This is a genomic window from Streptomyces sp. NPDC059909 (assembly GCF_042730885.1).
Lineage (GTDB): Bacteria > Actinomycetota > Actinomycetes > Streptomycetales > Streptomycetaceae > Streptomyces.
Genome location: NZ_JBHWKX010000017.1, coordinates 13,572 through 28,317 on the forward strand (window position 1 = coordinate 13,572; position 14,746 = coordinate 28,317).

At 70.2% G+C, this 14,746-nt stretch carries 11 protein-coding genes; 2 read left to right on the forward strand and 9 right to left on the reverse strand.

Annotation, left to right across the window (positions count from 1 at the left end; genetic code table 11):
- Positions 1 to 226: 226 nt before the first annotated feature.
- The 4 genes from ACFV9O_RS14350 to ACFV9O_RS14365 are packed head-to-tail and all read right to left on the reverse strand — an operon-like array spanning position 227 to position 5,946.
- Entirely contained in the window at positions 227 to 2,245 is a 2,019-nt protein-coding gene (locus ACFV9O_RS14350; protein ID WP_385416942.1) for an acetoacetate--CoA ligase, read from the reverse strand.
- A gap of 16 nt (positions 2,246 to 2,261) precedes the next feature.
- Entirely contained in the window at positions 2,262 to 3,869 is a 1,608-nt protein-coding gene (locus ACFV9O_RS14355; RefSeq protein ID WP_385416944.1) for a bifunctional 3-(3-hydroxy-phenyl)propionate/3-hydroxycinnamic acid hydroxylase, read from the reverse strand.
- The gene (locus ACFV9O_RS14360; protein WP_385416947.1) at positions 3,866 to 4,804 is read right to left on the reverse strand and encodes a fumarylacetoacetate hydrolase family protein; all 939 of its coding nucleotides are present in this window, start codon (positions 4,802 to 4,804) and stop codon (positions 3,866 to 3,868) included. The genes ACFV9O_RS14355 and ACFV9O_RS14360 overlap by 4 nt, the downstream gene beginning before the upstream one ends.
- The gene (locus tag ACFV9O_RS14365; protein ID WP_385416950.1) at positions 4,801 to 5,946 is read right to left on the reverse strand and encodes a VOC family protein; all 1,146 of its coding nucleotides are present in this window, start codon (positions 5,944 to 5,946) and stop codon (positions 4,801 to 4,803) included. The genes ACFV9O_RS14360 and ACFV9O_RS14365 overlap by 4 nt, the downstream gene beginning before the upstream one ends.
- Before the next feature lie 137 nt (positions 5,947 to 6,083).
- Between ACFV9O_RS14365 and ACFV9O_RS14370 the strand changes: the two genes are divergently transcribed.
- Together ACFV9O_RS14370 and ACFV9O_RS14375 are read left to right on the forward strand one after the other, a co-directional pair.
- Complete coding sequence (locus ACFV9O_RS14370) at positions 6,084 to 6,719, forward strand: TetR/AcrR family transcriptional regulator (protein WP_385416952.1); 636 nt, start codon at positions 6,084 to 6,086, stop codon at positions 6,717 to 6,719.
- Between the two features lie 187 nt (positions 6,720 to 6,906).
- Positions 6,907 to 9,081, forward strand: a complete 2,175-nt coding sequence (locus tag ACFV9O_RS14375) for a SpoIIE family protein phosphatase (protein WP_385416955.1) — start codon at positions 6,907 to 6,909, stop codon at positions 9,079 to 9,081.
- A 131-nt stretch (positions 9,082 to 9,212) separates the two neighbouring features.
- Here the strand turns inward: ACFV9O_RS14375 and ACFV9O_RS14380 are convergent, their stop codons facing one another.
- The 5 genes from ACFV9O_RS14380 to ACFV9O_RS14400 all read right to left on the reverse strand — a co-directional run bounded on the left by ACFV9O_RS14380 (position 9,213) and on the right by ACFV9O_RS14400 (position 14,692).
- Positions 9,213 to 10,259, reverse strand: coding sequence for an NAD(P)-dependent alcohol dehydrogenase (locus ACFV9O_RS14380; protein WP_385416958.1), 1,047 nt, complete (start codon positions 10,257 to 10,259; stop codon positions 9,213 to 9,215).
- A 23-nt stretch (positions 10,260 to 10,282) separates the two neighbouring features.
- Complete coding sequence (locus tag ACFV9O_RS14385) at positions 10,283 to 11,557, reverse strand: cytochrome P450 (protein ID WP_385416961.1); 1,275 nt, start codon at positions 11,555 to 11,557, stop codon at positions 10,283 to 10,285.
- A gap of 60 nt (positions 11,558 to 11,617) precedes the next feature.
- Positions 11,618 to 13,021 (reverse strand): NAD(P)/FAD-dependent oxidoreductase, encoded by a 1,404-nt coding sequence (locus tag ACFV9O_RS14390; protein WP_385416963.1) that lies wholly within the window; start codon positions 13,019 to 13,021, stop codon positions 11,618 to 11,620.
- Positions 13,018 to 13,236, reverse strand: coding sequence for a ferredoxin (locus ACFV9O_RS14395; RefSeq protein WP_385416966.1), 219 nt, complete (start codon positions 13,234 to 13,236; stop codon positions 13,018 to 13,020). The genes ACFV9O_RS14390 and ACFV9O_RS14395 overlap by 4 nt, the downstream gene beginning before the upstream one ends.
- 490 nt (positions 13,237 to 13,726) lie before the next feature.
- Positions 13,727 to 14,692, reverse strand: coding sequence for an alpha/beta fold hydrolase (locus ACFV9O_RS14400; protein WP_385416968.1), 966 nt, complete (start codon positions 14,690 to 14,692; stop codon positions 13,727 to 13,729).
- Between the last annotated feature and the right edge of the window lie 54 nt (positions 14,693 to 14,746).

Consider the following 14,746-nt stretch of genomic DNA (forward strand, 5'->3'; position numbering starts at 1 on the left):
TACGTGGGGGGGGGGGGGGGGGGGGGGGGGGGGGGGGGGGGGGGGGGGGGGGGGGGGGGGGGGGGGGGGGGGGGGGGGGGGGTTGGGGGGGGGGGGGGGGGGGGGGGGGGGGGGGGGGGGGGCCCCCCCCCCCCCCCCCCCCACCACGCGGTGGGGACGGGGTTTGCGGAGCCGGGCGGGGCACAAGGACCCGGTACTGCCACGTGGGCTTGTGGCCCCGCCGACGTCATGTGTGGTCTGCTGGCCGCTTGTTCCGTTCCGCTCCCAGGCGGGCGAAGTAAGCGATCAGATCGGGGTTGTCGACCGCCGCGGGGTTCAGGACCTGCTCGGCGGGGGCGCCCTGGAGCAGGCGCTTGACGGGAACCTCGAGCTTCTTGCCGGTCTTCGTGTGCGGGAGGGCCGGTACGGCGAGGATCTCGTCGGGGACGTGGCGGGGCGAGGCGCCGGTGCGGATCGCGTCGCGGATCCGGTCGCGCAGGGCGTCGTCCAGGCCGACCCCGTCGGCGAGGACCACGAAGAGCGGCATCCAGTAGCCGCCGCCGGGTTCCTCCGCGCCGATCACGAGGGCCTCGGTGATCTCGGGGAGGCGTTCGACCACATCGTGGATGTCGGCACTGCCCAGGCGCACGCCGTTGCGGTTGAGGGTGGCGTCGGAGCGGCCGTGGACGATCACCGAGCCGTGCGAGGTGAGGGTGATCCAGTCGCCGTGCCGCCACACGCCCGGGTAGGCGCCGAAGTAGGCGTCGCGGTAGCGGCTGCCGTCGGGGTCGTTCCAGAAGTACAGCGGCATGGACGGCATAGGGCGGGTGACGACCAGTTCGCCGACCTGGTCGAGGACCGGGGTGCCGGTCGCGTCGTAGGCGGCCAGCGCCACGCCCAGACCGGGGGCGGACAGCTCCCCCGCCCAGACCGGGGTCGTGGCGGCACTGCCGGCGAAGCCGGAGACGACGTCCGTGCCACCGCTGGTGGAGGCCAGCTGGACGCCGGGGCCCACGTGGTCGCGGACCCAGGGGTAGGCGGAGGCGGGCAGAGCGGAGCCGGTGCAGCCGACGACGCGGACGGCCGACAGGTCGTACACGGAGGGTTCGATGCCCAGCTTGCTCATGGCCAGCAGGTACTGGGGGCTGGTGCCGAAGACGGTGACCTTGTGGCGGGCCGCCAGCTCCCACAGGACGTCCGGTCGCGCGAGCGGCGCCGGGCTGCCGTCGTAGGTGCAGGTGGTCGCGCCGGTCAGCAGGGTGGAGACGACCAGGTTCCACATCATCCAGTGGGTGGTGGTGTACCACAGCAGGCGGTCCCCGGTGCCCAGATCGGTGTGCAGGCCGAGCATCTTGAGGTGTTCGAGCAGGATCCCGCCGTGCCCGTGGACGATGCCCTTGGGCAGTCCGGTGGTGCCGGAGGAGAAGACGACCCACAAAGGGTGGTCGAACGGCACCGGGGCGATGGTGAGGTACTCGGTGCGGGTGGCGGCGTCCTCCCAGGGAACCGTCAGCCCCGGGTGCCCGCCCTCGGGCCAGGCAAGGCCCACGTGGTCCACGAGCACCGCGGCCGTCAGCGTCGGCAGGGCGGCGGCCAGTTCGAGCGAGGCGGCGCGGCGGTCGTGTGTGGTGCCGTTGAAGAGGTAGCCGTCCGCGGTGATGAGCACCGTGGGTTCGAGCTGGGCGAAGCGGTCGGCGGCGGCCTTGGGTGCGTAGTCCTGGCCGCACACCGACCACACCGCGCCCAGGCTGGCGGTGGCGAGGAAGGCGATGACGGCGTGGGGAGTGTTGGGCAGGTAGCCCACCACCCGGTCGCCCTGTCCGACGCCCAGGTCGCGCAGGGTGGCGGCGACGGAGGCGACCCGGGCGCGCAGTTCCCGGCCCGTGATCTCGTAGCCGGCTCCGGTCTCGTCCAGCGCGGTGATGGCGGGAGCGTCCGGCTGCAGGTTGCGCAGCGCGTGGTGGGCGTAGTTGAGGGTGGCGCCGGGGAACCAGCGGGCGCCGGGCATGGTCTCCTCGGCCAGCACCCGCTCATACTCGGTCGTCGCGTCGATGTCGAAGTACTCCCACACCGCGGCCCAGAACCCCTCCAGGTCGGAGACGGACCAGCGGTGCAGGGCTTGGTAGTCGGTGGGGTCCTGGATCCCTTCGGTGCCCTGGTGCCGGGCCGCCCATCGGGCGAAGTCCGCGATGCGGCTGCGGGCGGCCGTCTTCGGGTCGGGAGTGAAGAAGGGTGCCGGATACGGCGTGGGGTGCGGGCTGGTCATGGAGTGGTGTTCCTCGTCAGGGGACGGGCCGGACATCGGCGGTATGGCGGGCCGTGTGCAGCAGGGGGGCCCAGGCGACGGCGTCCGTGAAGTCGCCGGTGCCGGTCCGGACGGTGTCCATCACGACGCGGTCGGGGCGCAGCAGGACGGCATCGGCCCGGCCGCGTGCCAGCCAGCCGGCCAGGGTGTCGTCGTCGCCCAGGTCGTCGACGTGGATCGTCGGGGCGCCCAGTGCCGTGGCCACGGCCGTCATCTGCGCCGTGGGCGGCACAGCGGTCAGGACGGCGAAGGAGTCCCCGAGGAGGTCATCGAGGCGCACTCGCCTGCCGTCGTGCCGTACCCAGGGCTGCGGGCAGAAGGTGCCGGCCAGCACGCGGCCGGTCAGCCTGGGGCGGCGCCGAACGAGTGGACCGGCGGTCAGGGCGGGGCTGAGGTCACGGCTCACCGCCGCGGTCACGCCAGGGATGCGACAGACCGTGCCCACCACGGCCCGGCGGAACGCCGCACCGCGGTCCTGCCCGCCGGTCATGGCCCAGCCGACGGCGACCGCCACGCGGATCACATGGCGGGCGTGCGGCTTGCGCTCGCGTTCGTAGGTGTCCAGCAGCCCCTCGTGTACGCCCTGTTGGAGCACGCGGGCGAGCTTCCAGGTGAGGTTGTAGGCATCGCGCAGGCCCGCGCACAGACCCTGCCCGACGAAGGGTGGGGTGAGGTGGGCGGCGTCGCCCAGCAGGAAGACACGCCCCCGGCTCCACCGGTCGGCGAGACGGGCCCGGAAGGTGTACTGGGCCTGCCGGATCACCTCGAAGTCGTCGCCCTGCGAGGCCGGCAGGTCCACCCAGGGGGCGACCAGCTCGCGCAGGCGCTCCCATCCGTCCGGGCCGTCCAGGTTTTCGTCCTCGGGCAGCCGGAACTCCCAGCGGTAGCGGTCCTCGCCGACGCGCATGAACGTGCCCGGCCGGTTGGGGCAGCAGATCTGCTCGGCGCCTTCCCAGGTGCGTACCGGGCGGCTGGTGCGCACGTCGATGACCCGCCAGCTCTCCTCGAAGTGCAGGTCCTCCCACACGGCGCCGATGGCGTCACGGGTGAGACTGCCCGCACCGTCGCAGCCGAGGACGGCATCGGCCCACACGTGCTCCATCTCGTCGCTGCCGTCGCGGCGGAAGGTGACCCGGACCGGACCCGTGGGATCGTTCGATCCGTCGGTGTCCTGGGTGACGGACACGACCTCCACCCCGCCCCACAGCTCGCACTCGGGGCGGCGCGCCAGGGCGTCGCGCAGCAGGCGTTCCAGCTCGGGCTGGTCGAACATGCTGGTCTGCGGGAAGCCGTGGTGCCCGTGCAGGGACCGCGGGAATTCGGTGATCATGCGGCGCCGGGCATCGAGCAGCCGTAGCCCACGCGCCGGGCGTGCGAGGGCGGCGAACTCCTCGTGGACACCGACGCTCTGCAGGATCCGGCGGATCTCGTCGTCCACGACGACGGCGCGCGGCTGGGGGTAGATGTCCCGGTGGCGTTCCAGGACGACGCTGCGCACTCCGTGCCGGGCGAGCAGGAGGGCGGCCGTGACCCCGACGGGTCCGGCACCGATGATCACCACCGGTATCCGGGATACGGCCTTCATGGTGCGTCCGTAACGGGGGTCCGCTGCTCGCCGAGGTCGATCTGCCCGTCGGGGGTGGCGATCGTGGCGGTGATGCGGTCACCGTCGCGCAGGTAAAGGGGGTTCTTGGCCTGGCCCTTGAAGAACGCCTTCCACCTCACCGCGGGCGACAGCAACGCACTGATCTTCGCGATCGGCTTGGGCGGGGCCTTCAGGGCCGTGCCGCCGGGAGTGCCGGTCAGCAGCAGGTCGCCCGGGTCGAGGGTCTGGAAACGGGCGAGCAGGGTGAGCGCCTGTGCGGGCCTTACGATCATGTCGGCGAGCGTGCGGTCCTGGCGCGGTACGCTGTTGACCGACAGCCGCAGCCGCAGGTTGAGCAGGTGGGCGAAGTCCTCGGGCTCCAGCAGGGCCAGATACGGCCCCGTCGGCGTGAAGGTCGGATAGGACTTGCTCTCGTAGAACTGGGTCTTGGTCAGCTGGACGTCGCGGGCGCTGACATCGTTGGTCAGGACAAGGCCGGCGACGTAACGGGGCAGGTCCTGCTCCTCGACGACGGTGCCCACGGGCAGGGTCGCGCCCATGACGAGGCCGAGTTCCACCTCGTAGTCGAGGAACTTCACGTGCGCGGGGCGGATGATCGCGTCACGGGGGCCGCTGACCGAGCCGGACGCCTTGCGGAAGAAGGTGGGCGGAATGTCTCCGGTGAAGCCCGAATCCTTGGCGTGGCTGCGGTAGTTGACCATCTGGGCGACCACCCGGCAGGGGGTGGTGACCGGCGGCAGCGCCACCAGGTCGGCGACGGGCGTGCCGCTCTCGGCGGAGGCAGCCGCCTCGCGGACCGCGTCCCGGTCGGCGAGCAGTTCGGCGGTGGTGACCGCCTTGGTCTCGATGCGGACGGCGCGCTCGTCCCGGACGACCCACCAGCCGTCGGTGGTGCGCAGAACGTTGGTGCTCATGAGCTCATCGCTTTCATCAGGCCCAGCAGGCGTGCGGGGTCGAGTTCGTTGTCGCCACGCAGGGCCGTCATGACCTCGCGCAGCTTTGCGGGGGACGGGTTGGTGCCCAGGAAGTCTCGGGTGACCGGCGGGCCCCATTGGGACAGGCCGCTCGCCGACATCGGCGCCCAGCCGGGCTCCAGGTCGCAGGAGAACAGGTCGCCGTCGGCGAAGTGCTCCAGCATGAAGTGGTCGGGGTCGCGCCAGTAGTCGAACAGCTGGCTGCCCTGGATGTGCCGGCCGATGCCCCAGCTGCGCTGGTAACCGCGCTCGGCCAGGTACTCCCCACCGGCGCCGATCGCGTCGAGGTCGGTGACCTGGTAGGCCGAGTGGACGTAGCCGGTTCCGGGCCCCAGGTGCAGGGCCAGCGTGTGGTGATCGACGGCCACGCTCCCCTGGTCGCACCGGTTGAACGCCATCGTCGGCCCGCGCCCGCGCTGCCCGTCCAGGAACAGGAAGTCGGACACGATCATCCCGAGGGTGTCCAGGTACCAGTCCAGGGTGCGGGCGAACACCCGTGTCTCCAGCACCACATGGCCCAGCCGCTGGATACGGGACGGCTCACGGGGCGGACGCTGGGTGGCGTTCGTACGACGATGATCGGTACCGAAGTTGAGGATCAGCGGCTCCTGCTCGGGCAGCTCGGGCAGCTGCTCGGCGCAGTGCACGACCCGGACCGGCAGGCCCGAGGGATCGAGCAGGGCGACCGACTGCCCACCGCCCGGTACGCCGATGTCCCGGACGGTACTGCCGGTGGCGCGGGCCAGCCGGTCGAGGTCGGCCCGCTCGGCCGCGCGGAACGCCGGCCCGATGAACCGGGACGCACGCCCCCGCCGGATGACCATGCAGGGTGAGCCCGCGAAGGTGCCGCGCAGCCACAGCTCGCCCTCGGTGCGGGCGGCGATCGCGAAGCCGAAGTCACGGGCGAAGACCTCGGCCCGGTCCAGGTCGGGCTTCTCGAACTCCAGCCAGGCCAGGTCGGCCACCTTGACCACGGGATTCCGGGACCGTCCGGGGTGCTCTCCGCGCAGGGCGCCCTGCTCACTGTGGAGGTCTTGGTGGGGCGTCTGGGGAGCGGCCCTGTTAACGGGGGTGTGGGACATGGTGTCCTCCAAGCAACACTGCTGTAATGAGGAAATCATCAACTTTGCCGTTACCCATCGTCAATAGGGTGGACCCAAATAATTGATGATCTCATCAGTAATGGCAGACTGATCGCGACGGTTGTTACACTCGCCGTATGCCGACGTCAGCCCCGCCCAAGAACCGCTTCGAACGGCGCCGCGCCGAGACCCGTCAGGCGCTCGTCCGTGCGGCCCGGCAGATCCTCGCGGAGACCGGGGACACCAGCGCCAGCATCCAGGCCATCGCCGAGCGCGCGGACGTCGGTTTCGGCTCCTTCTACAACCACTTCGAGTCCAAGACGGAGCTGTTCGACGCCGCGGTGACAGACGCCCTGGACGAGTTCGGGCAGGTCATCGACGAGCGCGTACAAGGAATCGACGACCCGGCCGAGCTCGTCGCCGTGGGCTTCCGGCTCACCGCCCGGATGGCCGACTCCCACCCTGAACTCATGCGGATCCTGCGTGACCGCGGTCTGGCCTACATCCACTCCGACCGCGGCCTGTCCCCGCGAGCCCTGCGCGACCTGGAGATCGGCATCGCCTCGGGCCGCTTCACTTGCAGAAACGCGACCACCGCCCTGTCCGCCGTCGGCGGCACCCTGATGTCGCTCGTGGCGCTGCGGCTGGCCCGCCCGGACCTCGACGGCGACGAGACCGCCGCCGACCTGGCCGAGATGGTCCTGCTCATGCTCGGCGTCCCGCAGGACGACGCCCACCAGGTGACCCGGCGGCCGCTGCCCGACCTCGGTTGACCCGAAGCACCGGCTGCGCCAGGCCCCGTGGACACCGGAAAGCCGTGGGCGCCACCCCGCCCGCCGGTGGCCGCGCGGACCCTCGACCACGACCAGCCCGTGAGACCGAACTCCTCCCGGACATCGCGCAGCCAGACGCGGCCGGCTGAGGCTTCGCGGTCCACCCGGACGGCGTAACGTCGTCAATGTGGACTTCACCGCGGACAGTCTTCTGTCCCGTGCCGCGCATGAACTCAGCCCGCGAGCGGATGAGCTGATCCACGACGTAGAGCAATGCCTGCGGCGCGAAGTCCCCGAGCTGTGGGACGAACCCGACATCGCACAGATGACGAGGGAGAACGTCGCCGAGCACGTCATCGCCCTACTTTTCGGCATCGAGCACGGCATCGAGCCAAGGCGGATCGATCAGCCAGCGGCCGACGCAGAGCGCGCGCGTCGGCTGGCTCAACGCGGAAAGCCGGTCACAGCAATGCTGCGCGCCTTCCCCCTCGCGCACGGCCGTGTCCTCGACCGGCTGCTCGAAGAGCTGCCCCGGCTCACCAGCGATGCCGAGTCGATCAACGCGGCGGCACGCAAGCTGATCGCACTGTCGATCGGGTACATGGACCGCACATCGGAGACGGGCATTCTGGCCTTCCAGGAGGAGCGGGATCGCCGGGTGCAGTGGCGGCTGTCGGTGGTGAACGAGGCGAGCGCACGCGTCGGAACGACCCTGGACATCGCCCGCACCGCCCAGGAGTTGGCGGACCTGGCCACCGAGCACTTCGCCGACGCCGTCACCGTCGACCTCCTCGACACGTCTTCCGGAGAGGAGCCTCCTGCGGAGCGCACACTCGTGGTCCGCCGGGTCGCCCAGCGGTCCGTGATGGACGGTTACCCCGAGACGACCCAGCTGGAAGCGATCTACGCGGAGTCGACGGTTCCGCCGCAGCAGCTCCACAGGTATCCGGACGGATCACCACCGGCTCGCGCCCTGGTCACCGGCCGGCCCTCACGGCACCACCTCGGCCCGTCCGCATCAATGCTGCTGGTACCGCTGAGCGCCCGTGGCACCACGCTGGGTGTCGCTCAGTTCTTCCGTCACCACAAGCCCGACGCGTACGGGGACGAGGACCTGCTCCTCGCCCAGGAGATCGCGGCCAGGGCGGCGGTGGCCATCGACAACGCCCGCCGCTACACGCACGCGCGCGCCACCGCCCTCACCCTCCAGCGCAGTCTGCTCCCGCGCAGTACACCCGCGCAGTCCGCCGTGGAGGTCGCCTGCCGCTACCTGCCTGCTGCCGCCCAGCTCGGCGTGGGCGGCGACTGGTACGACGTCATCCCGCTGTCCGGTGCCCGGGTCGCACTCGTGGTGGGCGACGTGGTCGGCCACGGCATCCACGCCGCCGCCACCATGGGCCGGCTGCGGACCGCCGTGCGCACCCTCGCCGACATCGACCTGCCGCCCGACGAACTCCTCACCCACCTGGACGACGTCGTCATCCGCCTGGCCGCCGAAGTCTCTGCCCAAACGGACACCGAACCCACGGGGGACATCGGGGCCACCTGCCTGTACGCCGTGTACGATCCCGTCGCCGGCTGCTGCACCCTCGCCCGCGCGGGCCACGTGCTGCCCGCCGTGATGACTCGGGACGGAACCGTCGACATCCTCGAGCTGCCCGCCGGCCCGCCACTCGGCCTGGGCGGCCTGCCGTTCGAGGCGGCGGAGATCGACCTGCCCGAGGGCAGCATCATCGCCCTCTACACCGATGGCCTGATCGAGGCCCTCGACCACGACGTCGAGGCGGGCCTCACCGGACTGTGCCACGCCCTCGCGCAGTCCTCCGCCTCCCTGGAGGCGACCTGCGACGCCGTCCTCGAGGCGCTGCTGCCCGCAGACCGACCGCACGACGACGTGGCACTCCTCCTGGCCCGCACCCACGCCCTTGGGGACCATCAGGTCGCCACTTGGGAAGTGGATGCCGACCCGGTCGAGGTCGCCCGGACCAGAGCGAGCGTCTCCGAGCAGCTGACCACCTGGGGACTGGAGGAACTCGACTTCACCACCGAACTGGTCGTCAGCGAACTGGTCACCAACGCCATCCGCTACGGCCGGCCTCCCATCCAGCTGCGTCTCATCCACGATCGCACCCTCATCTGTGAGGTCGCGGATGCCGGCAGCACGACTCCGCACCTGCGCCGGGCCCGTGTGTTCGACGAGGGCGGGCGAGGTCTGTTCCTCGTCGCCCAACTCGCCGAGCACTGGGGAACGCGCCATGCCCGACGTGGCAAGACAGTCTGGGCGGAGTGCGCCCTGGGCGCGCCGGAGCTCTCCTCGGACGCGGCAGCGCTGGACGTGGAGGGTATTCCCGGGGTCGTATGAGCACCATCTCGCCCGGCCGCCGAGACGATCGCGAGGTTGTCGGTCCAGCGATCGCACCGGCCACCGCCTCCACGGCGTTTCCTCCGACAGTTACGGCCTGCGCACCAGCCCGATCGCCTTGATGACAGTACTCACGGATGGGGGGCGATGACGGCGCGTCCTTGGATCTTGCCGTCGTGCAGGAGCTGGTAAGCCTCGTTGGCGCGTTCCAAGGGGAACTGCTCGACCAGCATCTTGATCTTTTGCTGCTGGGCGAGGGTGATCACTTCCATCAGTTCGGGAAGGGAGCCCCAGTAGGGGGAGGCGACCGAGCACTCGTGCGGCGGGCTCGCGAAGTTGACGGGGAGGGCTCCGACGCCGATCCCGACGATGGTCAGGTGGCCGAGCACCCTGGCCACCTGAGCAGCCATCCGCAGAGTCGGGTCCATGCCGACCATGTCCAGCACGAGCTGAGCGCCCTGCTGCCCCGTCATGTCCTTGATGCGCGTGACCGCCTCCTCGCCCGAGAGCAGCACCTCGTCCGCGCCCATGCGCTTGGCGGTTTCCAGCTTGCCCGCATCGGTGTCCACGGCGACGACGGTGGTCGCCGCGCTGAGCGCGCGCACCAGCTGGATGGCCATCTGGCCCAGACCGATCGCCCCGATCACCACCGCGGTCGAGCCCGGCCCCAGCAGATGCACCGATCGCTTGGCGGCGTGATAGCTGGTCAGCCCCGCGTCGCTGAGCAGGGCGGCCTGGCGGGGGTCGAGGGTGCCCAGCGGAATCAGGAATCGCGACGCCGGAACCAGCAGGTACTCAGCCATTCCGCCGTCGTGACCGCCTCCCAGGCCCCCGCCCTGACCACTGACCCTCTGGCAGTAGTTCTCCCGGCCCTCCCGGCAGTTGGCGCACACCCCACAACCCCAGGGGCCGTAGACCATCACAGGGTCTCCGGGCGCGAACCCGGTGACACCCGGCCCCAGCCTCTCCACCCATCCCGCATTCTCATGGCCGAGCGTGAAGGGCAGTTCCGTGGCGAACCCGGGTGGTGGTCCGGGTGCCTCCATGATGTGCAGATCCGAGTGGCACGCACCGGCACCTCCGACCTTCACCAGGACCTGCCCCGGCCCGGGCTCGGGCACCGGCACCTCGCGCAGCTCGGGCGGTTGCTGCCATCCGACCAGTTGAAAAGCCCGCATAGCGATCCTTTACGCACGCCGATTCAGTCGCGGATCCCGTCGATGTCGACCAGGACGTGGTGCGGGCCGCGGAAAATCTGGTTGTGGCGGTACGGCGGCGGGTCCTCCACGAGCCGGGGGTTTTCCACCCGGCGGACGAACTCGCCGACCGCGACCTGGACTTCGAGCCGCGCGAGCGGAGCGCCGAAGCAGAAGTGGATGCCCTGGCTGAACCCGAGGTGCTGGTTGTCCCGGCGTTCGAGGTCAAGCTCGTCGGGGTTGGCGAACCGCTTCGGGTCGCGGTTCGCCGAGCCGTATGCCAGGAAGATCGGCGCGCCCTTCGGGATGGTGGTGCCTGCGATGTCGATGTCTTCCACGGCGGAGCGGGTGTGCCAGAACTGGACCGACGACTCGAAGCGCAGCAGCTCCTCGACCGCGGGCACGATCAGCTCGGGCCGGCGGCGCAGCTTCTCGAGCGCGTCGGGATGCCGCAGCAGGGTGAGCACGCTGTGGGCGATGAGATTGACCGTGGTTTCATGCCCGGCGAAGATCAGGAGCAAGGCATTGCTCACGAGCACGCCCTTGGACATCCCTCCCTCCGGGCCGTCCTCGTTCACCATCGCCGAGAGCATGCCCGGGCCGGGCTGCTGGGCGTATCGGTCGAGCAGCTGATCTGCGAACCGCCCGAACTCCTTCACCGCCTCGCGACCCTCGGCCAGCCGGCTCTGTATCTCCTCGGAGGCAGCCTCGGGGCCGAAATCCAAAGCGTCCAGGGCCGTCTCGATCCAGTTGTGGAAGCGTGGCTCGTCTTCCAGTGGCACGCCCAGGACCTTGCAGATCACGGTCACCGGCAGGGGGTAGGCGAACTCGTCGACGGCATCGATCCGGGTCTTGCCCCGCATGTTGTCCAGGAGGCCGTCCACGATGCCGCGGATCTCGGGTTCCAGGTCGGAGATCAGGTGAGGGGAATGGGGCGGGCCGACGAAGTGCGGCGTCATCATCCGGCGATCTCGATCGTGCTCGGGTGGATCCTGGGTGATGATGTTCGGCTCCAAAGAGATGACCGCCTCCGTGATCGGCTCGGCCTCCGCCTCTGCCGAGCCTTCGGCCGGGGCCGCAACCGGGACGGGGAGCTTTCTGACATCCGAACTGACCCGGGGGTCGTGCAGCAGCGCGACGATCTCTTGGTAGGTACTGACGACGTAGGTGCCGTCCGGCTGCCGCGCCACCGGTGTCCTGCGGAGTTCCTCGTAGAACGGGTACGGATTGGCGCGGTTGGCGTAGCGGAGGGCCTGCTGCCAGGGGGTTTCCTCGACCACGAGGCTCCCCTCCTTCTTCCTGTCGATGCTGTCCGCTTGCACGCCCATCCGGCGGGCGCGTCAACGAGGGCGAGACCGGAACTCGGCCCTCCGCTCGCTCGGGTCGTGGCCGGTAAGGACGACGTCGGGGATCGCCGTCGGGACGCCGGGTTGCGGGAACTCGGCCGGGACCGGCTTCATGTCGGGGAACTGGTCCCAGCCCGGCGGCGGAGGCGGGAACGGACCCGATTGCTCGATCAGCTTCCCGTAGTACTCCAGCCACTTGCCGTGATCGAAGGTGACGGCGGCGACGATGCGGCCCCGGCGACCGTAGGCGGCGGCGAAGTGGCGCTTCTTGACGGATCCCTGCGTGAAGACGATCTCGTCGCCGAAAGGCGGCACGCCGACGGACTTGATGTTGACGCCGAACTGACCGGACCAGAAGCCGGGCAGCAACAGATGCGGGCGATAGTGGGGCTCGAGGTTCACCATGTTGTGGGCCGCGACCTCGGCGCCGAGAACGGCATTGTCCCAGTGCTCCATCGCGAGGAACTGGTACTCGTACAGCACGTGGGGCGCGCGCGCCACGTCCCCTGCCACGTAGATGCTGTCGGTGACCACGCCGTTGATGTCGAAGGCGCGACCGCCGGCGTCGCAACCGACGCCCCAGAAACCGGACGCCAGCCCGGCGCCCTCCAGCCATTCCACGTTGCGGATCGACCCCAGCGAGGCCACCACCACGTCGGCGTCGACGGTGGTTCCGTCCGAGAGATGAGCACGCCGCACGTGTCCGCCGGAGTCGCCTTCCAGTGACGACACGCCCAGCCCGCAGCGCAGGTCCACGCCGTGGTCGCGCTGCATCTCCGCGGCGATCTCGCCGATCACCCCGCCGAGCGCGCCGACCAGCGGCGCCGAGCCCCGCTCGACGACGGTCACCGGAAGATCGAGTTCCCGGCAGACGGAGGCCACCTCCGAGCCGATGAACCCGGCGCCGATGACCATGACCCGCGACGGCGACGCGGCCAGCGCCTTTTGCAGCTGTGCGGCATCATCACGCGAGCGCAGCGTGTAGACCCCGTCCAGGGCGGCCTCGTCCGGGTTCGGCCACTGTCGCGCCCGGGTGCCCGTGGCGATCAGCAACCGGTCGTACGGGATCTGCTCGCCGTCTGCCAGGCGCACCTGCTTCGCGGCCCGGTCCAACCCGGTGGCGGCCACCCCGAGCCGCCACTCCGCATTCACTTCTCGCAGGCGGGGCAGCTTGGTGTGGTCGGCCGGTACCCAGCCTTTGAGCACCTGCTTGGACAGCGGAGGACGGTCGTAGGGCTCGTACGGCTCGTCCCCGATGATGGTCAAAGACCCGGTGAAGCCCGCCTCACGCAGGGCTTCGGCGGCCCGCAGTCCGGCCAGGGACGCACCGACGACGACGATCCGGCCGTTGGCCCTGAACTCGCGCACCAGCTCTGCGACCGTTGCCGGCACGGTCATGACGTCGCGCTCCCCTGCGCGCCGTCCAAGCGGTCGATCACGATCGCCTGCACCGGACACGCGGCAGCGGCTCGCTCAACCTGCAGGCGCCGCTCGTCCTCGGGGTTCGGCTCGTAAGTGAGCGCCTCCTGACCAGTCAATCTGAAGACCTCGTGCGCCAAATACACACATTGTGCGTATCCCTGGCACCGATTCAGGTCCACGGCGATCCGCATGGGCAGACTCCTTCCGATCTGCCGCCCAGCCGGACAGCCCACCCGTCGCCCCCGCCGACGCCACCGGCTGAGCACCCGTATGTTCGATCTTCTTCGCCACGGCGGTACCTTCGCGGTGACGCTTACTGCCGGTGAGCGTCACGGTCCGAAGGTCGTACACATCCGATTGGGTCGGCATCAAGATTTGCCCCTGCCGTTCCGCCCATAAAAATGGTCGTCCCGTCTTCCGACGACCGCAAATCCGCTGTTACGGAAGACATCTCGCAGGGCAGCTGTCGTTCTTGATCACTGACCGGTTCGTGCAGGTCCGGGCGGGCTTCCGGAGGGCCTGCCCGCATGGAAGCGGCCACCGTGATCATGAGTTCGAGATGCCGGCTGTACCGCAGGCCGCGATCAAGGCTGGGACGGCGCCCGCACCACTGTGGGCGCCCGCCGCTCCCGCGGACAGCTGCCAAAAGACGTGCCGACTTCGACCGCAGCCGACTGATCGTCAGGTGTTCAGGGCGCCGAGGAATTCCAGGAGCGCCGCATTCACCTCGCCGGGGCGTTCCTCGGCGATCCAGTGGCCGCAGCCGGGAAGGATGTGCGCAGGTCCGACGGTCGGGTGGAGCGTGGGCAGGGCCGGGAGGAGTTGGTCCATCCCCGGGAACCCGTGGACCAGGTCCCGATCGCCGGTGATGTAGCGGCCGGGCATCCCGTACTGCGCGCCGTCCCATGGGGCGGTCAGCTGCCAATTGCGGTCGAAGTTGCGGTACCAGTTGAGGGCGCTGGTGAACCCGGCTTCGGTGAACTCCGTCGCGAGTGTGTCGATGTCGGCCTCGGTGAGCCAGGCGGGGAGTTCCTCGGGGTCCTCGAAGAGGTCCAGGAATCCCTTGCCCGGTGGGACGAGCGGCTCGACCGGCGGGTCGCTGTGCGGGTTGTCGCCGCAGAGGCCGTACATCACACGACGGATGGTGGCGTGCGGGTCCTTCGCGAGCTCGGCGTCCGCGACGCCGGGGGTCTGGAAGTAGTTCCAGTAGAACTGGCCGTCGAACAGCTCGCGCATCGCCTGCAGCGGAGGAACCGGACCACGCTGCGGCGGCGGGACGCTGAGGCCCACGACTCCCCGGACGACGTCGGGCCGCATCAGCGCGGTGGACCAGGCGACCATCCCGCCCAGGTCGTGGCCGACGACCACGGCCTGCTGTGCGCCGAGTTCGCGGATCAGGCCGATGACGTCGCCGACGAGGTGCAGGATGGTGTATTCCTCAACCGCGGCCGGCCGGTCGCTGCGGGCGTAGCCGCGCTGGTCAACGGCGACGACGTGGTATTCGGCCCCGGCCAGGGGCGTGAACTGGTGGCGCCAGTTGTACCAGCATTCGGGAAAGCCGTGGAGCAGGAGAACCAGGGGTCCTTCGCCCTCCTCCGCGATGTGCAGCCGACGCCCTCCAACCGTGACGGTGCGGTGCTCGACCATGGTCACACACCCCTTCCAGGTGGGTTGGTCCGTAACCCACGCTACTCACGGGTC